This window comes from Micromonospora sp. NPDC003197 (assembly GCF_053590565.1).
The window spans coordinates 101,863-125,476 of sequence record NZ_JBSFTE010000003.1 but is presented as its reverse complement, the minus strand read 5'-3'; the positions used below and the strand labels follow the sequence as shown (position 1 = coordinate 125,476).

Here is a 23,614-nt window from a genome sequence, read left to right as displayed (position 1 = left end):
CATGAGGAAGACGGATCTCAACCACCCACTAGGTCAATCAATGCCCCGGCTATCGCCCCCATGCTGTTGACCACTAAGTCTGCCCCGGCCGCTCGGAACGTCCTGACCTTGGGCGGCCGGTTTGCATAACCGATCACGCGTACCCCTGCGGCCCGCGCTCCCTCGATGTCCGACAGCGAATCGCCGACGAGAACTTGTCTGGTGGGCTGGCCACCGAGGTTGACGAGGACTCGCCCCTACCGGTGTCGGCCAGCCACCTCACCCCGGCCGGGCTCGCTGGACTGCTGGCTGAGCACGCCTACGTGTACCGGCTCAAGACCCGCAAGGGCGACGACGGCCAACCCGAGGTGTACGAAGACGAGGTCACCCCACCCCGGGACATCCTCGCGTCGGTGCTGGCCGGCAAGACCTGGCCGAAAACCGCCCCGCTACGCGGCATCATCGGAGCACCCGTGCTGCGCCGTGACGGCACGTTGTTGCAGCGGCCCGGCTACGACCCGGCCACCGGCCTTTACCTGGCCTCCAAGGTCGCCCTGCCCCCGGTGCCCGACCAGCCCACCGCCGAGCAGGTACGCGACGCCCGGAACTTCCTACTCAACCGGTTCCTACGCGACTTCCCCTGGTCGTCCCCGGCGGACCGGGCCAACTACATCGCACTTCTGGCTACGCCGATCCTGCGCAACTACACCCGGTCCCTGACGCCGTTCGGGCTGATCGACGCGACCATGCCCGCCTCCGGCAAATCGATCCTGACCGCCGGACCCGGAATGCTCTACGGGCAGCGCGTCATGCCCTGGGCCTACACCGAAGAAGAGCTACGCAAGTCCATCACTGCCGTATTCGCTGAGCAGGTCGGCGTGGTCATCTGGGACAACCTCGCAGAAGGCACCGTCATCGACTCCGCCAACCTCGCCCTGCTGGTCACCGCCGGAGTCTGGTCCGACCGGCAGCTAGGTTCATCCCGCAACCTCGCCAGCGTCAACGACCGGCTATGGATGGCCACCGGAAACAAACTCCAGGTCGGCGGAGACATGGCCTCCCGGACCGTGCGGGTACACCTCGACCCGAACATGCCCCGACCCGAACAGCGCGACCAAAGCCAGTTCGGCATCCCGCACCTTGACCAGTGGATCACGCAACCGGCCAACCAACTCACCGTCATGCGTCACCTCCTGGTCCTCGTGCTCGACTGGACCCGCAACAGGGCACCCAAAGCCACCGGGGTATCCATGCGGCAGTTCACCCCCTGGGCACAGGCATTGGGTGGGTTCCTCGCCCACCACAACATCCCCGGATTCCTGGCCAACGCCGAAGCGGTACGCGGGGTAGACGAAGACGAAACCCGGTGGCGCGGATTCCTCGCCTGCTGGCACGACCGGCACGGCGGCAAACAGATGACCTCGGCTGAGCTACGCCGCGACGCCGAACCCGTACACCTCGGTTCGGACGTGCACGACCCGTGGGATGGCCAGTTCATCACCACCCCGTCCGGCAAGCTGCCTAACCCGCTGCAACTCGGCAGGCTCCTCACCGGGCAGGCCGGACGGTGGCGAGGCGACCACGTCCTACGCGCCGGCAAGAGCGACCGAGGAGACCGGAACGTGTTCTGGGTCGACCACCACAACCAGTAGGGACAAAAGTCGGCTGAAACATCTCCGCATCTCCGCAGCAAAGCCACGGTGACCAGCACAAACACCCTGCGGAGAACCTACGGAGATCCCAGAGTCGACAGATATCAATCTCCGCATCTCCGCAACATCTGCGGAGATGACACCGCGTTTGCGGAGATGAACCGGGTCAACTCCTCAAGATATCCGCAAGCATTTGCCCAGCTCACAGGCACGTTTGCGGAGATGCGGCGATGCGGCGATGTTTCAGCCCTCCCCGCAAGTAACAACACAGCCAGCCACTCGGCCAACCGCCCCAACAACCCACCCCATAAGTGTTCACAGGCCACGAATCACCGGGAGAAACCGTGCCCACCGCCGAAAACCGCGTCGTCCTGACCATCGAAGAAGCCGCCCTACGACTCGGCATCGGCCGAACCACTATGTACGCCCTCATCAAGGCCGGGCAGATTCGCACCGTCACCATCGGCCGTCTCCGCCGCGTGCCCACCTTCTGCATCGACGAGTACGTGCGAAGCCTCCTGACAAACCCGGCACCCCTCAACCGCGTCGCCTGACGGAAGGAGCCTGACAGATGGGACGTCGACCCAACGGGGCGTCGAGCACCTACCTCGGTGCCGACGGTTCTTGGCATGGACGGGTGACCGTCGGTGTGAAGGACGACGGATCGCCAGACCGCCGGCACGTCCGGGGAAAGACGGAAGCAGCAGTCATCAAGAAGGTACGGCTCCTTGAACGGGAACGGGACAGTGGGACGGTCCGTAAGGCTGGCCAGCGCTGGACGGTGAAGACCTGGCTAATCCACTGGGTGGAGAACATCGCCGCCCCGGCCGTACGAGAGAACACCATCGCCGGCTACCGGGTGGCCGTCTACCGGCACCTCATCCCCGGGCTCGGCGGGCACCGGCTTGAGCGCCTGGAACCCGAGCACCTGGAGCGCTTCTACCGTCGAATGCAGGAGAACGGCAGTGCCCCGGCAACCGCCCACCAGGCTCACCGCACGATCCGGACCGCGCTCAACGAGTCAGTACGCCGGGGGCACCTGGCAAAGAACCCTGCCGCTCTCGCCAAGGCCCCACGCCTGGCGGAGAGCGAGATCGAGCCGTACTCAGTCACGGAGGTGCAACGACTCATGGCCGCGACCCGCGGGCGCCGCAACAGCGCCCGGTGGGCGGTCGCGCTCGCCCTCGGCCTGCGCCAAGGGGAAGCGCTCGGCCTGCGCTGGTCGGATGTCGACCTGGACGCCGGAACGCTGGTAGTCCGGCGCGGCCGGCAACGCCCGCGGTGGCGGCACGGGTGCGACAAGCCCTGCGGCCGGAAGTTCGGCGGGCACTGCCCCGACCGGCAACCGACACGCGCCGAGACAGCAGAGACGAAGTCGCGCGCCGGCCGCCGGACCATCGGCCTGCCCGCCGAGTTGGTGAACCTGTTGCGGGAGCACCATCAGGAACAGACACAGGAACGCGCAACCGCCGCACAACTCTGGGCCGATGGCGGCTGGCTATTCGCCACCCCGACCGGCGAACCGGTCAACCCTCGCACCGACTACGACGAGTGGAAGCGCCTGCTCAAGCTGGCCGGGCTGCGGGACGGCCGCCTACACGATGCTCGGCACACCGCCGCCACCGTGCTACTAATTCTCGGCGTGGCGGAGCGTGCGGTGATGGGCATCATGGGTTGGTCGAACTCGGCTATGGCGACCCGCTACCAGCACCTCACTGGGCAGGTGCGCCGCGATATCGCCCGAAAAGTTGACGGGCTGCTATGGAAAAAAGATAGCGGCAGCACCAGTTAGCCGGGCCTACCTGCCGCCCAGGAGCCGGAAGGGACTGCGAGATGAACCGGCCCCTTCCGGCTGCTCCTTGAAGCACACTGGGAGTCCACAGGCAAGTGTCGATAAGACGACTAAGCCTCACCTTGTCTCACCAGACGGGTAATCATAGCGTTACGCCATGTGGTCGAAAATGTCGCAGCTTTGGAAAAAGAAGAGTGGAACCACAAACGAGGAAAACTGGAACCAGGTCATCAGTGATGGCTCCAAGAGCTGGCACCCCGACCATGTCCGCAGCTTAATCCTCGACGCCGAAGAAAAGCTCCATCTTCAGGGATTATGGCGCAAGGTTGGAATCGCCTGGATCTTCGTAGGCAATGTCGCCCTCGTGGCCATAGCTACAGTCGCCACTTTCTCCGATTTCGGACAACTAACCCGCTTCTCTACACAGCTATACATTGCATGCGCCGTATCACTGCTTGCCTCACCAGCGCTGGCATACTGGCAATACAAGCGCATGAGGAAAACCCGCATCATCATTAAGAAGCTCCATGTCGTCCGTCGACGCACCCAGGCCGACCTAGACACGAGCATGAGCAGTGGAGACGACGGGGCACTGCTCGCACAAAAGCGCTACAGGGATGACGTTCCCGACCTGATCTCACAGTTCCGTGAAGATGCCGGGAGAACCCGGGGGATTCATAACAGATTCCAAAGCGTAATTATTATCGGCTCGGTAGCCACCTCCGCGATTGCTACAGCGTCAGTCGCCTTCAGTCAAGCAAGGTGGCTAACCGTGGCAGCCAGCGCCGCTGTGGGACTATCGGCAGGCTTTACCGGGTACTTCAAATATCACGAGCGCAGCTTTAACTCCCAACAGACGGCCGACGCGATTGAACGGGAATACGAAGCTGTCGAGCTCCGCGTGGGCAAGTATGCAGGGCTAGACGAGGAGGCGGCATACGCCCTCTTCGCAGACTGCGTCGAGAGGCTGCGCGACGAGCAGAACAAGCGGCAGCAGCAACTTGATCAGCCCGCCGAGGTCAAACGCGAGGAGTGACAGGCACTCATCGGTTCCGCTCCGAGCACGTCGTGGTTGACGACGACTGAGCCCGAAAGCTGAACGCCCGGCTGGTCCGTCAGGACCGGCCGGGCGTTTTCGCACTTCATGAGCGGTGGCGGAGGGATTTGAACCCTCGGAGGGCGTAAACCCTCACACGCTTTCGAGGCGTGCTCCTTAGGCCGCTCGGACACGCCACCGCCGAGAAGGGTACCTGATCGCGTAGGCGGACGTCGCGGCGGTATCGCCTGCGCCAACCTGGCAGGATCACATGTCATGAGTACGCACATCGGCGCGAAGCCGGGCGAGATCGCCGAGCGGGTCCTGATGCCGGGCGACCCGCTGCGGGCCAAGTGGATCGCGGAGACCTACCTCGAGGATGCCAAGTGCTACTCGACGGTCCGGGGCATGTACGGCTTCACCGGCCGGTGGTCCGGCGTCGAGGTGTCGGTCCAGGGCTCCGGCATGGGTATGCCGTCCGCCTCGATCTACGCCCACGAACTGATCAACGAGTACGGCGTGAAGACCCTGATCCGGGTCGGCTCCTGCGGGGCACTCAGCCCCGACCTGCAACTGCGTGACGTGATCGCGGCGAACGGGTCGGCCACCGACTCGAACATGAACCGGGTCCGCTTCGACGGGCTGATCGACTACGCCCCGGTCGCCGACTTCGGGCTGCTGCGTACCTCGGTCGAGGTGGCCGAGCGGCGCGGCATCACCATGCGGGTCGGCCCGGTCCTGGCCGCGGACGCCTTCTACACCGACCGCCCGGACCTGTACGACACGCTGGCCGACTACGGCGTACTCGCGGTGGAGATGGAGTCGGCGGCGCTGTACACCATCGCGGCGCGGTTCCGGGCCCGGGCGTTGACCGTGCTCACCGTCAGCGACCACATCAAGACCGGTGAGAAGACCACCGCCGAGGAGCGTCAGCAGACCTTCGGCCAGATGGTCGAGATCGCCCTCGACACCGCCATCGCCTGACTCTGCGCCTGTGAACCACCCGCTGATTCGGGGACGGCGGCACACCGCCCCGTCCCCGGGTCAGCGAAAGAGCCCCGCCGCCGGTCAGCGGAAGAGTTCCGTCTCCGGTCAGCGAAAGAACGCGCGGAGCAGGGCGGCGCACTCGGCTTCGAGGACGCCGCTGTAGACCTCCGGACGATGGTTGAGCCGGCGGTCGCGTACGACGTCCCAGAGCGAGCCCACCGCGCCCGTCTTCGGCTCCCATGCGCCGAACACCAGGGTGGACACCCGGGCCAACACCAGTGCCCCCGCGCACATGGTGCACGGTTCGAGCGTCACCACCAGGGTGCAGCCGTCCAGTCGCCAGGCCCCGAGTTTCGCCGCCGCCCGGCGCAGCGCCAGGATCTCCGCGTGGGCGGTCGGATCACCGGTCAACTCCCGCTCGTTGCGACCCGCCGCGAGTTCCGCACCGTCGGGACCGTAGAGCACCGCACCGACCGGTACGTCACCGACCGGTACGGGGGCCGACCGGGTGGCCTCTCCGGTGTCGACGAAGCCTTCTTCCGCAGCGGCGACGTCGAGCGCCCGCCGCATCCAGGCTTCGTGGCGCTGTCGCCGGCCGACCAAAACCGGCTCGCCCGCGAAGTCACCCACGTCTGCCGGTCCGGTCACGCCTCGCGCAACTCCTCGACCTCGTCGCCGCAGCCGATGATCTGGCACACCTCGGCCGTCACGTCGGCGGGCATCATCCCGTCGTGCGCGCAGAGCGCGAGCAGCCGCGACGCGGAGATGCCGAAGTCGGTGAGCAGGTCGGCGTCGCCGATCGGGTCGGCGTCCGGGTCGGCCGCCGGCTCCTCATCCTCGTCATCCGCGTTCCCCGAGTCTGACGATTCGTCCTCGTCGTCCGAGTCGGCGGGCTCGTCGGCGTCCAGGACGGGTGCCTGGAGATCGCCGACCAGTAGCGCGCCAAGTCGGGACTCGTCGGCGAACGCCGAGTCACAGCTGAAGACGCGCAGATTCTCGCCCTCGTCCAGTCGCAGAATCGTCAGATAGACGTCGTCGACCTCGACGAAGAGCAGCGAGACCTCCGCATCCAGGTCGACGTCACGCAGCCGGTCGGCCACCTCGTCCAGATCGGCGACACCGCCCAGGTCGATCTCGGCGGCCGTCCAGCCGGCCGCACCACGTACGGCGGCCCCAGCGAAGTACGGCACGGTCCCGTCCCCCCAATTGCCCTGCGGCACACCACCGCTGACTTGTCGTTACCGCGTGACGGTAACTGGTCGCCTCGGCGACAGGTCGGACAACTCCCCGAAGGACGGGGCGGGGATTCGCCAGAGCGGTGAACCGGCTAGCCGGCCAGGCGACGGCGGGTGTCGATCAACTCGCGCAGCCGATCGGCACGGTGGCGCAGCGGGCGCTCGCGTTCGCGTTGCGCTTTAGCCCCGGCCAGCTCGGCAAGGAGCTGCAACCGACGGCGGCTGCGCTCAGCATCGGACCGCTGCTCTGTCCAGGCCATGAGGCGAGCGTGCCGAGTTATGAAGAATTCGTCAAGCCTGGTGACAATTCGGCATCGGTTTCACCACACACCGTATCGAACGGGTCTCCCGAACCAATCACCACAGCGGCCAGTAGCCGTCGGCTGTCCACCGTACGGCCACCACCACTGTGGCAATGCTCCAGCCGACCGCCGTGACCATCGCGATCCCGGCGGCGACACCCCGATCACCTATCCGCATCAACACCAGGGCGACCAGCCAGGCCACTGTGCCCGCGAACAGCGTCCACCACACGTAGCTGGTCAGGTCCCTACCGAGCAGCCCGAAGAACAGCAGCCAGGCCGCCGTGGCACCAGCGCCGGCGGCCAGCGCGCCACCGCGTACCGGGTGTGGCTCCCGGTAGGTCGGTCGTTGCGGGCGGACCGGGAACAGCCTCGGACCGGACGGGAACAGCCCAGAGGGCGCACGGCCACCGGGGCCGTAGTACCAGCTGGGCGGGGCACCGCTCCCCGGTCGCGGGGGAAACGCCGGTTGCTGCGTCATCACCGTCGCTCCTTCGCCAGCGGCCACCACTCTCCCGACGACCGCTCTCCCGGCGCAGCGTACCCGCCGAGGCTGACCGGGCCACCTGCTTCGGCGACGGTCACCATCGGACACCGACGGTTCGGGAGGAAGCCCACGAATCCGTCTGTCAGGATGTCCGGATGTCACGGGGAGAAAAGGTGCCTGTCGTACCGTTGCGCCGCGGCCTTGCGTACCCGATGGTGGTGTTGCTCGCGGCGCTCGCCGCCGGCTGCGGCAATGCGCAACCAGCAGCGGACCGGCCGTCGTTCCACACCTCGGGTTCCGGCACGCCGGCCAGCGCCGGTTCCGCGCCGACGAACGCAACCCCCACCGGTTCGCCGAGCGGTGCCGGACCGTCGGCGACCACGACCAGACCCCAGTACGTCTTCCCGGTGCAGACCACCGACGTCTCCTACCATTCGACCCACTCGGCCTACCCGGCGGCTGACCTCTTTGCCGCCTGCGGGGCACCGGTGGTGGCGGTGACCGACGGCGTGATCCTTGAGGTGAGCCGGGTCGACAAGTTCGACAAGCGGGGCCCGAAGGGGCCGCTGAACGGCGGCAAGGCAGTGTCGTTGCTCGGCGATGACGGGGTGCGCTACTACGGCTCGCACCTGACCGACGTCACGGTCGGCGTTGAGGCCGGAGTACGGGTGCGCGCCGGGCAGAAGGTCGGCACCGTCGGCAAGACCGGCAACGCCAACAACGTCTGCCACCTGCACTTTGGCATCTCGCCAGTGTGTGCCCGTACCGGTGACTGGTGGGTCCGGCGGGGTGTGGTCTGGCCGGCGAAGTACCTCGACGCGTGGCGGCGCAAAACCGACACCTCGCCGGCCAAGACCGTTGCCGACTGGCAGCGCACCCGGGGCTGCCCCACCGCCCCCTGACCGAGGGGATGTTAGGAAGGGCCCCTTCCTATGCAAAAAGCGCTAGGAAGGGGCCCTTCCTAACATCACTGGTCGAACGAGTCGAGCACCCGCAGCAGCGTCTCCCGGCTCTTCTTCTCCAGCAGCTCACCACTCCAGGTCTCCTGGATGGTGATCGTGCCTCCGTCGTGCAGCCGAAGCTCCGCCTTGGCCGGCGTCCGCTTGGCGATGGTCACCGAGGCGACCTCCTCGAACGGCAGGAACCGGTGAATCTCGGCTAGCTTGGCGACCGGCATTCCGGCGACCAGCTCCCGCAGCCGCTTCTCCCCCTTGTCGACCTTGCCCGGGTCACCGATGAAGATGAACCCCCGGTCGAGGATCAGCAGGTCATGGTCGACCCCGTCCACCTTGATGTTCGCCAGCCCGCCGATCAGGTCCGCCCCCGTCGCGGTGGCCTGGCGCTGGACCAGCGTCGACTGGGCCGAGTCGATGCCCAGCTCGGTCAGGCGCTGCTCTGCCTCGTCGAGGGTCTCGTTGTCGACGGCCAGCTTGGCGATCTCGTCGAGCGGCAACGGCTCGCCGGTCTTGTCGACCAGGCGGGCCGGGCTGGACCACGAGTGCTGCCAGTGGGCGACCCCGGAGGAGACTGCGGCGTTACGCAACAACAGCTCCATCGGGCCGACGAACCGCTGGGCCGCCTCCCGGCGGGTGGCGTCGGGAAAGAACTGCTCGGCGAGTTCCCCGAGGCGGTTCGCCCGTACCAGCTCGAAGATGGTGGGCAGGCCGACATCGTCGGTAGCGCCGGTCAACCGAGCCGCCGCCCGGAAGATCGTGTCCACCTGCCGCTGCACACCAGCGGCGATCGTCGCGGCGGTGAACTCCGGCCAGGGCAGTACGGTCCGCTGCCCCACATCGAGCATCAGCTCCTGGAGTTGGCGGCTGATCAGCGCGACGTCGGGCAGCAGCTCGGTGGCCCGGCGTCCGTCCGGAGTGACAGTGCCCTCGGGCAGCTCGGCCATGGTGGCGATCCGCTCACCGATCGGCGGATGGGTCTCCCATCGGGACCGCTCGCTGGACGGCTCCTGTTCGCGCAGTGCGGTCAGTTCGTCCTCCCGGGCGGCGATCAGCTTGGCGAACCCGCCGAAGAGGTCGTCGGGGGCGAACCCGGCTTCCCAGCCCGACTCGACGTACCGGCTGAAGTAGAAACCCCAGGCCGCGTCGAGCGCGGGCAGTTCCCGCAGTGCGGAGACGGCCGACGCCCGACCGGCGACCTGGACCGAGGCCCGGTCGGCCTCCAGTTCCTGCCGCTGCGACGCGGCGTTGTCGACCATCAGGTAGAGCCGGGCGTACCCCTTGAAGACCCAGCCCACCGGGTTCCACGGTCCGATCCGGTCGATCGTGCCGCCGATCGCCAGCCGCCCCCGGTACGCCATGGCGCCGAACCGGGTGTGCTGGCCGGAGTAGTGCCCGAGTTCGTGGGCGAGTACCGAGCGGAGCTGGTCGACGCTGAACGCCTGCACCAGCGGTAGTCCCAGGTAGAGGGTGCGCCGGCCACCGATCAGCCCGAGCAGTTTGGACTCCTCGCTGACCGCCGCGTTGACCTCGGGCACGATTCGGATCTCGTCCGGCATTCGGGTGCCGACCTGGTCGGCCAGCTCGTGCACGAGCTGCCAGAGCTGCGGTGCCTGGTCGGGCTGGACGACCAGACCGTGAGCGGGTTCCGACTTGGTACGGATCGCCCGCCAGAGGGCGACCACCGCGCCCCCGAGGGCGATGAACAGCGGCAGGGCCAGTTTCACCGCGACCGCACCAGCGATCACTGTGCTCAGCCACAACACCAAAGCTACGGCGGCACCGAATTGCGCGAGCGCCACCAGATAGAAACCGGCGAGCATGACCACGGACGCCAACGCCCGGTAGGTCGCGACCACGTCGTTCCCTTCTCGTACGGCCACCCGTTCTGGGCGGCGGCGCAGGGGACCGTACGGCGTCGATCTCTGAGCGGCAACCCCCTTACGGTCAGCGACCACTGCCCGTACGCTCTCGATCGATCAAGGAGAGTGTCTACATGGGACTGTTTAGGCGTAGGCCAGCAGAACTGCCCATCGATCCCGCGATGGGTGATTCCGGCGGCGCGGCTGGTCTACAACGCGCTGGCGCAACAAAACTGGCCCCGCGCCCGGAACCTGCTGACGTCGATCACCAATCCCGACGACCACGCGTTCTGTTTGTCGGTGGTCGCCGAGGTCCCCGTGGTACAGGACTGGATTGGCGAGTGGGTCGCCGCCGAACCGTTCGAGGTGCTGGGTGATCTCGCGACCCGGTCTCCCTGGTCCTACCTCGGTGACTCGGGAAGCATGTTCAGCCAACACCGGTCCTACGCCGGCATCAGGACATGACCGTGCCACCCGGACCTGACATCACATAAAGTGGCGGGATGGCCACCCGGGATGCGATCGCCGATCTGCGCCGCATCGCCTTTCTGCTGGAACGGGCCAACGAGGCGACCTATCGGGTCCGGGCCTTCCGGTCGGCGGCGACGACGCTGGCCGGCCTGCCGGCGAGCGAGTTGGCGGCGCGCGCAAAGGCGGGCACGCTGACCGAGCTCTCCGGCGTCGGCGAGGTCACCGCACGGACGGTCACCGAGTCGCTGAACGGGGAGGAGCCGGTCTACCTGCGGCGGCTGGAGGCCACCGAGGGCACCGACCTGGACGCCGCCGCCACGGACCTGCGTACGGCGCTGCGGGGCGACTGCCACACCCACTCGGACTGGTCCGACGGGGGTTCGCCGATCGAGGAGATGGCCCTGGCCGCGGTCGAACTCGGCCACGAATATCTCGTCGTCACCGACCATTCGCCCAGGTTGACGGTGGCCAAGGGCCTGACCGCCGCCCGACTGCGCCGCCAGCTCGACCACATCGCCGCCGTCAACGACGCGCTGCCGGAGGGTTTCCGCATCCTGACCGGCATCGAGGTCGACATCCTCGCTGACGGGTCGCTCGACCAGGACGACGAACTGCTCGCCCGGCTGGACGTGGTGGTCGGTTCGGTGCACAGCGGGCTCCGGGACAACAGCGCCCGGATGACGCGACGGATGCTGACCGCGATCGCCAACCCGCACCTGGACATCCTGGGACACTGCACCGGCCGGATGGTCGCGGCCCGACCAGCGGGGGTGACCGGTCCGGGCGACCGGGGGCATCGGGCCCGTACCCGGCCGCCGAGCGACTTCGACGCGGCGGCGGTCTTCGCCGCCTGCGTCGAGTACGACAAGGCTGTCGAGATCAACTCTCGGCCGGAACGGCAGGACCCGCCGAAGCGGCTGATCCGGGTGGCGCTGGAGGCGGGCTGCCGGTTCGCGATCGACACCGACGCGCACGCCCCGGGCCAGCTCGACTGGCAGCGGTTCGGTTGTCAGCGGGCGGCGCTGTGCGGAGTGCCGGCTGACCATGTGGTCAACACCTGGCCGGCCGAGCAACTAGTGGAGTGGACCGCCAGCCACGCCGGTTAGGGCCTGCTGCCCGCTGAGCCGACCTGTTGAAGCGAGCCGGCTGGCACCCGGTCCGGCTGAATCGTGCCAGCTTGCGACCGGTCCGGTTTTGCCGTACGGCGGAACAGACCCTGGGAGTAGGCGACCCCGAGCAGCACGACCAGCGCACCGACCGGCTGGTACCAGGCGAGCTGCTCGTCGAGCAGGAACACACCGATCAACACCGAGACGACCGGCATCAGGTAGGTCACCGTGGACGCGGTGCTCGCCCCGATGAGCCGAATGTTCCGCATGTTGATGACGAAGGCCAGCCCGGTGCCGAGCGCGCCCAGCGCCAGGATGGCGGCGACCACGTCGAACGACAGGCTGGTCGGCGCGGGCGGGGCCCCGGCGACCAGGGGCGTGACGACCGCGAGCTGCGCGGTCGCCATCAGCAACTGCCCCGCCGACAGCGCCAGGCCCGACTCGGTCCGGTCGGCGATGAACCGCTTCTGGTACGGGATGGAAAGGCCGTAACAGACCGCTGCCCCGAGGCACATCATCTGCCCAGTGAACTGGGCGCCACCAACGCCCTGCCACACGCCGAGCACCACCAGCACGCCGATGAAGCCGAGTGTCATGCCGATCGCCCGGCGCATGTTCATCCGCTCGGTACGGAACACCAGCACCGCCATCGGCAGCACCACCAGGGGCGTGGTGGCGTTCCAGATCCCGGCGAGCATGGAGGAGACCCGCTGCTCGCCGTAGCCGAAGAGGGTGAACGGCACGGCGGTGCCGATGGCGGCGATCACGGCCAGGTGCAGCCACAACCTCGGGTCGCGGGGCAACCGGTCCCGGACAATGGCGAGCACCACGAGCAGGGTGAGCGAACCGATGCCGACCCGGGCGAGGGTGACGTAGAGCGGGTGAAGTTCCCGAACGCCGATCTTGATGAACAGGAAGCTCGATCCCCAGATGACGGCGAGGAACAGGAAACCAGGCAACCAGCTACGCAGGCCGGCTTTGTCAGGGGCGATTCCGACAGTCACTCCTGACATCCTGCCCGGTGGCCAATTCGCTTGCGCGCGGTTTTCGGTCAGCGTAATGGCGGTGCAGCGGGCTTTGTGGATCACGTAGGGTCGTGACGTGGGACAAATCGATGACCTCGCGAACCACTACGTCGCCGAGTGGGCACCGCTCAACCCGACCGGTGCCACCTACTCGGGCATCAGTGGCTACGACGACCAGCTCGGCGACCTGTCACCGGCCGGCTACGCGGCGCAGGCCGACCTGACCCGGCGTACGCTCGCCAAGCTCGACGTCACCGAGCCGGAGACGGAGGCCGAGCGGACCGCCAAGGAGGCGATGCAGGAGCGGCTGGGTCTGGAACTGGCCCGCTACGACGCCGGTGAGACGACCAGCGAAATCAACGTGATCGCCAGCGGTCTGCACGACATCCGCCAGGTCTTCGACCTGATGCCTACCGAGGGCGAAGAGGCGGTCACCAACATCGCCGCCCGGCTCAACCAGTTCGGTGGTGCTCTCGACGACCTGCGGACCACCCTGCGGACCGCCGCGCAGCAGGGACACGTCGGTTCCCGGGTGCAGATGGTCGAGGTCGCCAAGCAGTGCGACATCTGGACCGACCCGAACGGGGACAACTTCTTCCACGGCCTGGTCGACCGGCTGACCGCCGAGGGCGCACTCGCCGCCGACCTCCGGCGGGGTGCCGCCTCCGCCACCGCCGCGACGGCCCAGTTCGGCCAGTTCCTGCGCGAGGAACTCGCCCCGCTCGGGCGGGAGAAGCAGGCGGCCGGGCGGGAGCGTTACCAACTCGCCTCGCAGTACTTCCTCGGCGCGAAGGTCGACCTGGACGAGACGTACGCCTGGGGGTTCGAGGAGCTGGCCCGGCTGGAGGGCGAGATGCGGGCGGTGGCCGCCCGGATCGTCGGCCCCGGGGCCAGCATCGATGAGGCGGTCGCCGCGCTGGACGCCGACCCGGCCCGCAGCATCCACGGCAAGGAGGCGTTCCGCGACTGGATGCAGGCGCTCGCCGACAAGGCGATCAGCGAACTGCATGGCACCCACTTCGACATCCCGGAGCAGGTACGCCGGATCGAGTGCTGCCTCGCCCCGACCAGCGACGGCGCGATCTACTACACCGGCCCGAGCGAGGACTTCTCCCGCCCGGGGCGGATGTGGTGGGCGGTGCCGCAGGGCATCACCGAGTTCTCCACCTGGCGTGAGGTCACCACGGTCTACCACGAGGGCGTACCGGGACACCACCTCCAGGTCGCCCAGACCGCCGTCCGCGCCGAACTGCTCAACCGCTGGCAGCGACTGCTCTGCTGGTGCTCGGGGCACGGTGAGGGTTGGGCGCTCTACTCGGAGCGGCTGATGGACGACCTGGGCTACCTCCAGGACCCGGGCGACAAGCTCGGCATGCTCGACGGGCAGGCGATGCGGGCCGCCCGGGTCATCGTCGACATCGGCATGCACCTGGAGCTGGAGATCCCCAAGGACAACCCGTTCGGCTTCCACCCGGGCGAGCGGTGGACGCCGGAACTCGGCTGGGAGTTCATGCGGGCGCACTGCCGGGTGCCGGACGAGAACCTGCGTTTCGAGCTGAACCGCTACCTGGGCTGGCCGGGGCAGGCACCGTCGTACAAGGTGGGTGAGCGGATCTGGCTACAGGCCCGCGAGGATGCGAAGGCGCGCAAGGGTGCCGACTTCAACCTGAAGGAGTTCCACCGCGCCGCGCTCGACCTCGGCTCGCTGGGTCTCGACCCACTGCGCGCCGCCCTCGCCCGGCTCTAACCACCCACGGGTACGGCCACTCGCGGATCGGTCCCGCGTATCGCCCGCCGACGACGACCGTCAGCAGGCAGTACGCGGGACCACGCGGCCGGCCAGCGCGAACTAAGCTCACCATCGTGCCGATCATCGATTACTACGGCGCACAGGGCTGGGACACCCAGGCGCCGGACCTGTATCACCGTCAGGTCGTCGCGCGCGATATCGTCCTGGCCGCGCTCGCAGAGCGAGCCGACGCTCCGGTGAGCGTGTTGGACGTGGGCTGTGGCGACGGCGGCTACCTCGACCACCTCGCCGGGCAGGTGGGCGACCGCCCGGTCCGCTGGATCGGTGTGGACTACTCGGAGCACCAACTGGCCCGAGCCGCCCGGTTGCCGTACGAATTCCACCGGTGTGACCTGGGCGAGGGTATTCCGCTGCCGGACGCCACGGTGGACATCGTGCACGCGGCGGAGGTCATCGAGCACCTCTACGACCCCGACCTGTTGGTGGAGGAGTGTGCCCGGGTGCTGCGGCCGGGCGGCCATCTCGTGATCACCACGCCGAACCTGCACGCCTGGTACAACCGGGTGCTCTTTCCGCTCGGCATCCAGCCGATCTTCTACGAAACTTCGAGCCGCTCGACGGAGGTCGGTGCCGGCCCACTGTGCCGGTTCAAGGACCAAACTCTGCCCGTCGGGCACCTGCGGCTGTTCCACCGTGCTGCGCTGGTCGACCTGCTACGCCGAGAAGGCTTCGAGCCGGTCCGGCTCCGGGGTGCCCGGTTCCACGACGTCCCCCGGGCGATGACCTGGCTGGATTCGCTGATGTGCCACCGGCCGTCGATGGCTTCGATTCTCGTCGTACTGGCCGTCAAACGCTGACGGATACGTCAGTGGGAAGTAAGAGGTACGGCGGGGACCGACGGTGCCGGCCGGTCCCCGCCGTACGGTCAGGGTTTGGTTTGGTTCGCTCTTCTTTGGGTCAGGTCAGGTCAGCGGGACGGGAAACGGTCAGCCGACCAGGGTCTGATCCGGCTCGGGCTGACGGTGCCGGGCCGCTTCGTCGCGAGGGCCACGCAGCACCAGCACCGCTCCGACGACGATGGCGATCAGGCCGAACACGCCGAGGATGACCGGTAGCCAGAAGGTGACCAGCGAAATCTTCTGGGCGTTGTCGGCGGCCCGGTCGGCGCTTGAGGTCACCGTGTCCTTGGTGTAGCGGAAGTCGGCGTCCAGCAGCACCGTCGGCGAGCCCACATTCGGCCGCAGCTCCTTGTGCGGCTGGTCGCGTAGGTCCAGGTAGGAGCCGGTGACCGGCTCGACCCAGAAGGTACGGGTGGTGCGGTAGAAGACCTGCCCGCTGGTCGCTCCCGGGGCGAACTGGCTCAGCAGCAGATTGACGCTCGACTCGGCCACATGCACCTGCTGCTCGGGCACGACCTGCTCGAACCGGTACACCTTTACGCCGTCGATGGTGGTCTCTTCCTTGAACTCCGCCGGCAAGGAGCGGCGCAGATCCCGGTCGTAGACCTGGTAGGTCTTCTTCTCGGTGTTGAACGGGAACTTGTAGATCTGACCGGAGTAGTCGGGGGCCAGGTCCGTGCCGTCCTTGAGCCACGCGTCGTTCCAGGGTGCAGCGGCACCGCTACGTCGATCCAGGGCGAGTTCGGTGCTGTAGGCGTTGATCAACTCTTCGTTGTCGATACGCCGTACCGCCTGGTAGACCTCCCAGACCACGGCGTTGCCCTCCAGCTTGCCCGTCATCTTGTCCTTGGTCTGACGGGCTCGGGGCAGGACCTCGACGGTGGTCCGCAGGGCCCCGCTCTCCACAGTGGCCTTGCCTGCCTTGATCTGCAGGAACTGGGCGCCGGATGCTTCGGCCACCGAAGTCGACTTTTCCAGGTCGTACGGCAGTTGGGTGACTGCCGGCGCGACGTACGCTGGCAGACCAATAGCGAAAATGGCCGATAGGACGCCCACCCCGAACAGGGCGGCGCCGACAAGTCGTTTCACTGATCCTCCCGAATGTTACGGCTAGTGGCGCCGCTCGACCTAGGGCCGAACGTGTAGCTGACGTATCGGTGACACGCCCTTAACATGGCGGCAGGTTACTCCCCAGTCACTTCGAGCGCGACCCCCTGGAAGGCTGATGTCCACCGATACCCCTCATGTGCTGACCCGCCTACCGGCGCTGGATGCCGTACGGGTGATCGGCGCGATCGCGGTCCTCGCCCAACATGTCGGCTTCTACACCGGGGTCACGCTGACCGCGTCCTGGGGTGGTTGGCTGGGCGTGCTCGACGTCGGCGTGGCGCTGTTCTTCGTACTCTCCGGGTTCCTGCTGTTCCGGCCCTGGGCGTACGCCTCGGCCACCGGGGCACCCGCTCCGAGTAGCCGGCGGTACCTGTGGCGCCGGGCGCTGCGCATCCTGCCCGCGTACTGGCTCACGGTCGTCGTCTGCCTGCTCCTGCTGCCCGGCAGCCCGGCACTGACCACCTCGGACTGGTTGCACTACCTGACGTTGACCCAGATCTACGACGACAGCGCCCTGCGGCAGAGCGTCGGACAGACCTGGAGCCTGGCAACGGAGGTTGCGTTCTACCTGGTCCTGCCCTTGATCGCAATGGCGGCAACCGGCCGCAGGTGGCGACCATGGCGGGCCGTGGCCGTAGCCGCAGCGACCATCCCGGTGACCGTCGGCTGGCTGGTCGCCATGGCCACCGGCCTGGTCGACGGTTGGCCGTACGGCATGTGGCTGCCGTCGTACGCCACCTGGTTCGGGGCGGGCATCGCGCTCGCCGCCGTACACGTGGCCCTGGCCACCGGCACCGCCCCACGGGCCTGGCGGTTCCTTGACGCGCTGGGGCGCAGCCCGCTGGCCTGTTGGGCGATCGCCCTCGGCGTCCTCGCCGTCGCCACCACCCCGGTCGCCGGACGGCACGACCTGAGCACGCCGAGCACCGCACAGATGGCCACCCGACTGGTGCTCTACCTGGTCGTCGCCGTGCTGGTCGTACTGCCGATCGCGTTCGGGCCGCAGACCCGGACGAAGGCGGTGCTCGGCACCGCCACCGCCCGCTGGCTCGGTACGGTCTCCTACGGCCTCTTCCTCTGGCATCCCTTCGTGTTGCAGACGGTCTACCGGGTCACCGATCGTCCGATGTTCAGTGGCGACCTACTCGGCACGTTCGCCCTGACCCTCGGCGGTGGCCTGCTGCTCGCCACGATCAGCTACTACGCGCTGGAGCGTCCGGCGTTGCGGCTCGCCGCCTGGCGACCCCGGCTGTTCCTCGCCCGGGCATCGCGTCGGAAGTCCGCCACCACGACCGAGACCCAGAGCCCGGCTACCGCCGCCAGTGCCGCCAACTGAGGCAGTGCGGCCCGGTGCGGGTCGAGGCTGACGGTCGACTGCCAGCCGGCCAGCCCGAAGCAGGCCACCGGCAGTAGCCAGGCCGTCTGCCGCCAGAGCCGGCGCAGCCGACGCTGTTCGATGGCCGGTGCCCGGGCGACCAGCTTCGACCGCAGAACGATCGCACCGATCCCGGCCAGGGCCAACGCTCCGGCCGCCACCCCGCCGACCAGCAGCAGCGCGATCCCACCGACCGTCGCTGGCAGGAGCCAGTCCCGTCCGCCGGCCGGCTCGTCGTCAGCGTTCCGCTCGCCGCCGTCCCGCGTGCCGTCGTCGTACTCACCATCGTTGTACTTGCCGTCGTCGTACTCGCCATCGTCGTTGCGACGACGCGTCGGCAGCACGGCCAGCAACACCACACCCAGCATTAGTCCCGCCCCGGCGGTCAACCCCACCTGGTACGGCTTGGCCGGCTCCATCGAGATCCGCACCTCGCCGCCCACCCCGGCCGGGACCAACCAGCCCTGCTGCCAACCGTCCACCACGATCGGGGTGAGCGTCTGGCCGCCAGCGGTGGCCCGCCAGCCCGGGTTGTTGTTCTCCCGCATCGCCAGCACCCGGTTCACGGGAAGCGACTCCAGCCGCACCACCCGGTCGGTGGCCGACCAGTCGTCGACGCGTACCGGACGGGGTGTCGGCCGCGCGGATTCCTCGCCGGCGGTCAGCGCCAACCGGACCGGGGTGGCCACCTCGCTCGCGGTCGCCACGATCCGGTTCTGCCCGGCCTCGACCGGGATGGTCCCGTCGCCCCACACGCAGATCCGGGCCCGCACATCCCGGGTTTCCAGCAACTCCCGCACCGTGGTGGTGAGCGCGGTCTGGACCGGCACCCCACCGACCATCAGCTTGGGGCCGGACCCACACGGCAGGGTCACCTGTCGCGACAGTTCGGGCAGCGGATTGGCCGGACCGGGCAGTACGGAGAGTTCGCCGACGGCGATCGGCAGCGACTCGGTCCGGTTGGTGTACGGGTCGTACGAGCTGGCCACCGCGTCCGCCCGGAACAGGACGGTGATCGCCCGGGACTCCATCGGCTGGTCGAAGGTGACCGTCCCGTCAGGACCGATGGTGCCGCTGCGGGTGTCCTGGTCGCCGATCACCTGCACCCGGCTAGGTCGGGAGGCGGCGACCTCCGGATGTGCCGTCACCTTCAGGCCGGTGATGGTCCGGCGCGACGGCCAGGTCATCCGTAGCCAGGGTCCGGAGTCGCCGACCGCCGGCGACCAGGCCGTCGCCGGATCGCCGTCGAGCACCGCGCCGGCTCGGGTGGCCGGCTCAGGCAGACGGGTGGAGGAGGCGACGACCGAGGGGGCGTCGTCACCGGCTCCGGCTCGGGCGACCTCCCGGTCGAGGAGCGCATCGAGGGCCGACCCGGGTTTCGCCCGTACCCACAACTCGGGCCGGTACGCCCCACCGGTGGGCAGGTGCACCGTACGGTCGATGCGGTCGCCGTCCTCGGAGGCGCGGGCCACCCCGTCGGCGCAGCGCGGCTGGTCGGCGAGGAAGAAGCAGGACGGGACACTCGTTGCGGCGGCGAACACCATCGACGCTGGCTGGTGCGTGGCGGGCGGCTCGGGCACCACCATGGTTCGTTCGGCGGCCACCTCGGGGATCTCCAGTTCGGCGATGCCGACCTGGCCGTACTCGACCCGCTGGACAGCCACCTGGTCGATGTCGATCCGGAGCCGACCGGTCGCGTGTACTCCGCCGAGGCGTACCTCGGCGACCCCGTCCACCACATCGGCGCGTACCGTCTCCGCGCCGGTCACGACGCTGATCCGCGTGGGCCACAGGTCGGCACTGAGGTCGAAGCGGAGCCGTACCTGCGAGACGACCTGCGGTCGGGCCAGCTCGACCTCCAGCCACTGCTGCTGGGCGATGCTGCCGGGCGCGGAGCGCCAGGAGGTGCCCGGGTCGCCGTCGAGCGCGGCGTACGGCTGGTACGCCGGCCGGGACCCGGCCAACGGGTTGGCCTGCGCCCACGAGCTGGCCGCGGTCACCCCCCGGATGCCCTCGTAGTGCACCACAGTCGTCTTGCCATCGCCCCAGCTGGGCAGAAAGTCCCGGCTGGCCATGCCGAGTCGGGCCGGCTCGTCCTTGGTCAGGGTGCCCGACACCGCGTCGTACGGCAGTCCGAAGGTCACCTCCCGGCGACGCAACCCGTCGGTGATGGCGACCTCGCCCAGGGGCAGCCCGGTCGGGTGGTCCCCGGCCAGCACCGTCGGCGCGGAGGTGAGCTGGTCGGCTGCCGCGAGGTGCAGCAGCGACTCGGGTCCGCCGACGACGGTGGTAACCGCGCTGGCGTCGTAGGCGACGATCCGGTCGACCGCGCGTTCGACCTCGAAGACCTCCAGCGCCCGGACCGGGACGTCCAAGCCCTCGTCGACGAAGCCGCCGAACAACTTGTTGTTGCCGACGATCGGCCCGAAGCCCTTCACCGAACGGATCCCCGGGGACCGGTCAAGCGCCTGGTGCACCGTGATCGGGCGGGCCGCCCCGGACGCACCGTAGTTGAGGTCCGAACGCACCAGCAGGTACTTGACTCCCGAGCGGGCCAGCAGGTCGGCCAGCCCGGCCGATCCGGCGCCGCTGGCCAGCGTCGACTCGATCGTGTCGAGCAGCCGGATGGTCATCGGTGGGGTGAGCGGGATGGAGTTGCGGACCCCCCAGCTCGAACTCAGCAGCGACTGGGCGATCTCGTCGGTGGGGGTGCCCCAGAGGTAGCGGGGGGCGCGGGCGGCCGGCACCACCAGTACGTGGTCCTGCTCCAACCGTTCGTCGAGCCACCCGGCCGCCTCCCGCCAGTAGCCGGGGATCTCGGTGTAGCCCTCCTTCTGGGCCAGCCCGCCGGTCAGGGCGGGGCTGGCCACCCCGATGATTGCGGCGAGCGCGGCGGCGGTGACCACAGTGGCGCGTTTGCGCGCCGAGTGCCAGCCGGGGCCGGCGGCGACGGCAGACCTTCCGAGGGTGCCGAGCAGGTGGGCCAGGCCCAGGATCAGCGGCAGCCTCAGCACCACATCGAATTTGTGTACGTTGCGCAGTGGCGCACCGGCCCCGTCGAGGAACTGTCGTTGCAGGTCGGCGGCGAGCCCGTCCACCGTGCCGACGTGGCCGAGACAGACCAGGACCAGGCCGACCAGCAGGCCGGTGACCAGCCAGCGGCGGTGCGGCATGCCGCGTCGGGCCAGCCCGGCGATGCCGAAGGCGACCACGACCAGGGTGGCGACGACGGGCAGCTGTTCGGTGGCGATCCGCCAGCCGGCCGGCCAGGCCGGTCCGGTCACGTCGCTGTAGTAGCCGAGCCAGTGCGAGGCACCGCGCAGCACCGTGGTCAGGTCGGTGACCCGGGTGGTCACATCGGCGGTCTCGATGTAGTCCAGGAACGGCGGGCTGTACCGGCCCAGGATCAGCAGCGGCACCAGCCACCACGCGGTGGCGGCCCCGACGGCCAGGCACCAGGCGCAGAGGGTGGACCAGCGGCGTCCGGCCGGTTGGGTGCTGGCGAGCAGCAGCAGGGCCAGCGGGACCACGGCCAGTACGGCAGTGGCGTTGGCGCCACCCGCGCAGGCGACCGCGATGGCGGACCGGAAGATCGCCGTACGTCTCGACTGCCCGGCGCGCAGCCCGGCCAGCGGTACGAGCACCCACGGTGCCACGGCGCTGGGCCAGGCTTCGATGGAGATCGGGCCGAGTTCGGTGAGGATCCGGGGCGAGAGCGCGAAGGCGGCTCCGGCGATCAGGCGGCTGGTCGGGGTGCCGATGCGAAGCCGGCCGGCGAGGGCGATCACCCCGGTGGCGGCGACGCACATCAGCAGGGCCCACCAGAGGCGCTGGACCACCCACGGCGGCAGCCCCAACCAGTCTCCGGCAACGAAGAACGGGCCGATCGGCCAGAGATATCCGTAGGCCTGATTCTGCATCTGGCCGAAGGTGCCCTCGGGATACCAGACCTGCGCTGCCCGGATGAGCCAACCCAGCGGATCGACCACCAGGTCGGTCTTGGAATCCGCCACGGTCAGCCCTGGGGCCTGCAAAAACGCCAGCCCGGTGAGCACAGTGCACAGTGCGACGGTGCGCAACCGCCAGGTCAGCTTTGACCCGTTATCGACCTCCGCGACTTTCTCGCGGCGGACCGTCACCTGCATCGTGCTCCCTTCACCGAGGGTGGCAGTGACGACACTCGAACCATTGCCAGGTCGTCAACGAGCCCATAGTGTGGCGCGATCGCGAAGACTACTCGGCAGTAGGAGCTTTCGTGGACACCCTCGACACCCCCGTTCGTCACGTCCTCTTCCTCAACTGGCGCGACTCCGACAACCCGGAGGGCGGCGGTTCCGAGGTCTACGTGGAGCGCATCGCCGGCGAGTTGGTCGCCCGTGGTCACCGCGCCACGCTGCTCTGCGCCTCCTACCCGGGTGCCCCGGCGGAGGAGGTGACCGCTGCCGGCGTACGGGTCGTCCGGCGTGGTGGTCGCCGCACGGTCTACCTGTTCGCGGCGTTGACGTACCTCGCTGGCTGGCTGGGGCTCGGCCCGCTGGCCCGCCGGCACAGCGGCCGGGTCGACCTGCTGGTCGACGTCTGCAACGGCATGCCGTTCTTCACCCCCTGGTACGCCCGACGGCCGGTCATCGCCCTCGTCCACCACGTGCACCGGGAGCAGTGGCCGGTGGTGCTCGGTTCTCGGGGCGCCCGGTTCGGCTGGTGGATCGAGTCGCGCCTGTCGGTGTGGATCTACCGGAACTGCCGATATGTCACCGTTTCCGCAGCCACCCGGGACGAGCTGGCCCAACTCGGCATCACCCCGGAACGGGTCACCGTCGTCCACAACGGCACGCCGGAGCTGGCCCGGTCGGCGGAGCGCTCGCCGGAACCGTCGCTGGTGGTTCTCGGTCGCCTGGTGCCACACAAGCGGGTGGAGATCGCGTTGCACACCGTTGCCGCGCTGGTCGGCCGGTTTCCCGGGTTGCAACTGGTGGTCGCGGGCCAGGGCTGGTGGGAGTCGCAGCTGCGCCAGTTGGCCACCGAGTTGAACATCGCGGACCGGGTGCGGTTCGCCGGTTTTGTCAGTCATCAGGAGAAGCAGGAACTCCTGTCCTGGGCGTGGCTGGCGCTGACCCCCTCCCTCAAGGAGGGCTGGGGGCTGACCATCGTGGAGGCCGGCGCGGTGGGCACACCGACGGTGGCGTTCCGTGACGCGGGTGGGGTGACCGAGTCGGTGGTCGACGGCGAAACCGGACTGCTCGCCCACGACGAGGCGGACTTCACCGCCCGGGTGGAGGAACTGCTCGCCGACTCCGACCGCCGTCGGGCGATGGGTACGGCCGCACGGAAGCACGCCGCCCAGTTCACCTGGGCGGCGTCAGGAAAGCGGTTCGCCGAGGTCGTCGCGGCCGTGCTGCCCGCTGCCGCGACGGCTACGGCCCCGGCTATCGGCTCCCGTAGACCTGAGGCTGTTCCTGCCCGGTCTTGGTTTCATTGGCGACTGCGGTTTCGCTCGACACCGCCAGCTTCGGGGTGACCGCCGCCAGGCCCAACACGGCCAGCACCGCTCCAATGACGCCGGCCATCAACATGGTTATCGGCTTTGGCA

The 23,614-nt window shown here is 68.6% G+C and carries 18 protein-coding genes, 1 tRNA gene and 3 pseudogenes; 12 read left to right on the top strand and 10 right to left on the bottom strand.

From position 1 onward, the window contains the following. Positions 1 to 17: 17 nt before the first annotated feature. Positions 18 to 218: pseudogene (locus ACWDV4_RS04560) on the bottom strand (HAD family hydrolase); the annotation flags it as partial. Between ACWDV4_RS04560 and ACWDV4_RS04555 the strand changes: the two are divergent. From ACWDV4_RS04555 to ACWDV4_RS04540, 4 genes are all read left to right on the top strand, one after another. Further along, on the top strand, positions 195 to 1,631 hold the full coding sequence (locus ACWDV4_RS04555; protein ID WP_449974843.1) for a hypothetical protein: 1,437 nt from the start codon (positions 195 to 197) through the stop codon (positions 1,629 to 1,631). The pseudogene ACWDV4_RS04560 and the gene ACWDV4_RS04555 overlap by 24 nt on opposite strands. A 344-nt stretch (positions 1,632 to 1,975) precedes the next feature. After that, positions 1,976 to 2,185, top strand: coding sequence for a helix-turn-helix domain-containing protein (locus ACWDV4_RS04550; RefSeq protein ID WP_184535315.1), 210 nt, complete (start codon positions 1,976 to 1,978; stop codon positions 2,183 to 2,185). A gap of 17 nt (positions 2,186 to 2,202) precedes the next feature. Next, entirely contained in the window at positions 2,203 to 3,423 is a 1,221-nt protein-coding gene (locus tag ACWDV4_RS04545) for a tyrosine-type recombinase/integrase (protein WP_449974842.1), read from the top strand. A gap of 157 nt (positions 3,424 to 3,580) precedes the next feature. After that, complete coding sequence (locus tag ACWDV4_RS04540) at positions 3,581 to 4,459, top strand: DUF4231 domain-containing protein (RefSeq protein ID WP_246446557.1); 879 nt, start codon at positions 3,581 to 3,583, stop codon at positions 4,457 to 4,459. Positions 4,460 to 4,572: 113 nt separating this feature from the next. Here ACWDV4_RS04540 and ACWDV4_RS04535 read toward each other — a convergent pair. Next, positions 4,573 to 4,659 (bottom strand) — tRNA-Ser (locus ACWDV4_RS04535). A gap of 76 nt (positions 4,660 to 4,735) precedes the next feature. Here ACWDV4_RS04535 and deoD point away from each other — a divergent pair. Further along, positions 4,736 to 5,443: a purine-nucleoside phosphorylase gene (gene deoD / locus ACWDV4_RS04530; RefSeq protein ID WP_449974840.1), complete on the top strand. Its 708-nt coding sequence runs from the start codon at positions 4,736 to 4,738 to the stop codon at positions 5,441 to 5,443. A gap of 108 nt (positions 5,444 to 5,551) precedes the next feature. Here the strand turns inward: deoD and ACWDV4_RS04525 are convergent, their stop codons facing one another. From ACWDV4_RS04525 to ACWDV4_RS04510, 4 genes are all read right to left on the bottom strand, one after another. Next, on the bottom strand, positions 5,552 to 6,016 hold the full coding sequence (locus ACWDV4_RS04525; protein WP_449975137.1) for a nucleoside deaminase: 465 nt from the start codon (positions 6,014 to 6,016) through the stop codon (positions 5,552 to 5,554). A gap of 74 nt (positions 6,017 to 6,090) precedes the next feature. Then, positions 6,091 to 6,636, bottom strand: coding sequence for a tRNA adenosine deaminase-associated protein (locus ACWDV4_RS04520; RefSeq protein WP_449974839.1), 546 nt, complete (start codon positions 6,634 to 6,636; stop codon positions 6,091 to 6,093). Positions 6,637 to 6,773: 137 nt separating this feature from the next. Continuing rightward, positions 6,774 to 6,941: a hypothetical protein gene (locus ACWDV4_RS04515; protein ID WP_449974838.1), complete on the bottom strand. Its 168-nt coding sequence runs from the start codon at positions 6,939 to 6,941 to the stop codon at positions 6,774 to 6,776. A 97-nt stretch (positions 6,942 to 7,038) separates the two neighbouring features. Then, a complete protein-coding gene (locus ACWDV4_RS04510) occupies positions 7,039 to 7,464 on the bottom strand; it encodes a hypothetical protein (RefSeq protein WP_449974837.1) in 426 nt (141 codons plus the stop codon). Between the two features lie 179 nt (positions 7,465 to 7,643). Here ACWDV4_RS04510 and ACWDV4_RS04505 point away from each other — a divergent pair, with 179 nt between their 5' ends. After that, complete coding sequence (locus ACWDV4_RS04505; protein ID WP_449975136.1) at positions 7,644 to 8,372, top strand: M23 family metallopeptidase; 729 nt, start codon at positions 7,644 to 7,646, stop codon at positions 8,370 to 8,372. Between the two features lie 65 nt (positions 8,373 to 8,437). Here ACWDV4_RS04505 and ACWDV4_RS04500 read toward each other — a convergent pair whose 3' ends face one another. Beyond that, positions 8,438 to 10,381 carry a M48 family metallopeptidase gene (locus ACWDV4_RS04500; protein WP_449974836.1) on the bottom strand — a complete coding sequence of 648 codons (1,944 nt, stop codon included), beginning with the start codon at positions 10,379 to 10,381 and terminating at the stop codon, positions 8,438 to 8,440. A gap of 90 nt (positions 10,382 to 10,471) precedes the next feature. Between ACWDV4_RS04500 and ACWDV4_RS04495 the strand changes: the two genes are divergently transcribed. Together ACWDV4_RS04495 and ACWDV4_RS04490 are read left to right on the top strand one after the other, a co-directional pair. Beyond that, entirely contained in the window at positions 10,472 to 10,750 is a 279-nt protein-coding gene (locus ACWDV4_RS04495; protein ID WP_449974835.1) for a hypothetical protein, read from the top strand. Positions 10,751 to 10,788: 38 nt separating this feature from the next. After that, entirely contained in the window at positions 10,789 to 11,862 is a 1,074-nt protein-coding gene (locus ACWDV4_RS04490) for a PHP domain-containing protein (protein ID WP_449974834.1), read from the top strand. Here ACWDV4_RS04490 and ACWDV4_RS04485 read toward each other — a convergent pair. Further along, the gene (locus ACWDV4_RS04485) at positions 11,859 to 12,869 is read right to left on the bottom strand and encodes a DMT family transporter (protein ID WP_449974832.1); all 1,011 of its coding nucleotides are present in this window, start codon (positions 12,867 to 12,869) and stop codon (positions 11,859 to 11,861) included. The two genes, ACWDV4_RS04490 and ACWDV4_RS04485, sit on opposite strands and share 4 nt — an antisense overlap. Before the next feature lie 97 nt (positions 12,870 to 12,966). Here ACWDV4_RS04485 and ACWDV4_RS04480 point away from each other — a divergent pair, with 97 nt between their 5' ends. Both ACWDV4_RS04480 and ACWDV4_RS04475 read left to right on the top strand, forming a co-directional pair. Next, the gene (locus ACWDV4_RS04480; RefSeq protein WP_449974830.1) at positions 12,967 to 14,637 is read left to right on the top strand and encodes a DUF885 domain-containing protein; all 1,671 of its coding nucleotides are present in this window, start codon (positions 12,967 to 12,969) and stop codon (positions 14,635 to 14,637) included. Between the two features lie 116 nt (positions 14,638 to 14,753). Then, positions 14,754 to 15,497, top strand: coding sequence for a class I SAM-dependent methyltransferase (locus ACWDV4_RS04475; protein ID WP_449974829.1), 744 nt, complete (start codon positions 14,754 to 14,756; stop codon positions 15,495 to 15,497). A gap of 129 nt (positions 15,498 to 15,626) precedes the next feature. Here ACWDV4_RS04475 and ACWDV4_RS04470 read toward each other — a convergent pair whose 3' ends face one another. After that, positions 15,627 to 16,628, bottom strand: a complete 1,002-nt coding sequence (locus ACWDV4_RS04470) for a DUF3068 domain-containing protein (RefSeq protein WP_449974828.1) — start codon at positions 16,626 to 16,628, stop codon at positions 15,627 to 15,629. Positions 16,629 to 16,764: 136 nt separating this feature from the next. Here ACWDV4_RS04470 and ACWDV4_RS04465 point away from each other — a divergent pair, with 136 nt between their 5' ends. Beyond that, positions 16,765 to 17,985 carry an acyltransferase family protein gene (locus ACWDV4_RS04465; RefSeq protein ID WP_449974826.1) on the top strand — a complete coding sequence of 407 codons (1,221 nt, stop codon included), beginning with the start codon at positions 16,765 to 16,767 and terminating at the stop codon, positions 17,983 to 17,985. A gap of 1,670 nt (positions 17,986 to 19,655) precedes the next feature. Here the strand turns inward: ACWDV4_RS04465 and ACWDV4_RS04460 are convergent. Next, positions 19,656 to 22,169, bottom strand: a pseudogene (locus ACWDV4_RS04460) (alpha-(1->3)-arabinofuranosyltransferase); the annotation flags it as partial. A 110-nt stretch (positions 22,170 to 22,279) separates the two neighbouring features. On the opposite strand from ACWDV4_RS04460, the pseudogene ACWDV4_RS04455 reads away from it, so the two are divergent. Next, positions 22,280 to 23,410: pseudogene (locus ACWDV4_RS04455) on the top strand (glycosyltransferase family 4 protein); the annotation flags it as partial. Between the last annotated feature and the right edge of the window lie 204 nt (positions 23,411 to 23,614).

Excerpts from the sequence above, each read along its gene's own strand:
- ACWDV4_RS04545 (WP_449974842.1), top strand. The coding sequence starts at position 2,203 with ATGGGACGTCGACCCAACGGGGCGTCGAGCACCTACCTCGGTGCCGAC.
- ACWDV4_RS04540 (WP_246446557.1), top strand. The coding sequence starts at position 3,581 with ATGTGGTCGAAAATGTCGCAGCTTTGGAAAAAGAAGAGTGGAACCACA.
- deoD (WP_449974840.1), top strand. The coding sequence starts at position 4,736 with ATGAGTACGCACATCGGCGCGAAGCCGGGCGAGATCGCCGAGCGGGTC.
- ACWDV4_RS04525 (WP_449975137.1), bottom strand. The coding sequence starts at position 6,016 with ATGCGGCGGGCGCTCGACGTCGCCGCTGCGGAAGAAGGCTTCGTCGAC.
- ACWDV4_RS04515 (WP_449974838.1), bottom strand. The coding sequence starts at position 6,941 with ATGGCCTGGACAGAGCAGCGGTCCGATGCTGAGCGCAGCCGCCGTCGG.
- ACWDV4_RS04510 (WP_449974837.1), bottom strand. The coding sequence starts at position 7,464 with ATGACGCAGCAACCGGCGTTTCCCCCGCGACCGGGGAGCGGTGCCCCG.
- ACWDV4_RS04490 (WP_449974834.1), top strand. The coding sequence starts at position 10,789 with ATGGCCACCCGGGATGCGATCGCCGATCTGCGCCGCATCGCCTTTCTG.
- ACWDV4_RS04465 (WP_449974826.1), top strand. The coding sequence starts at position 16,765 with ATGTCCACCGATACCCCTCATGTGCTGACCCGCCTACCGGCGCTGGAT.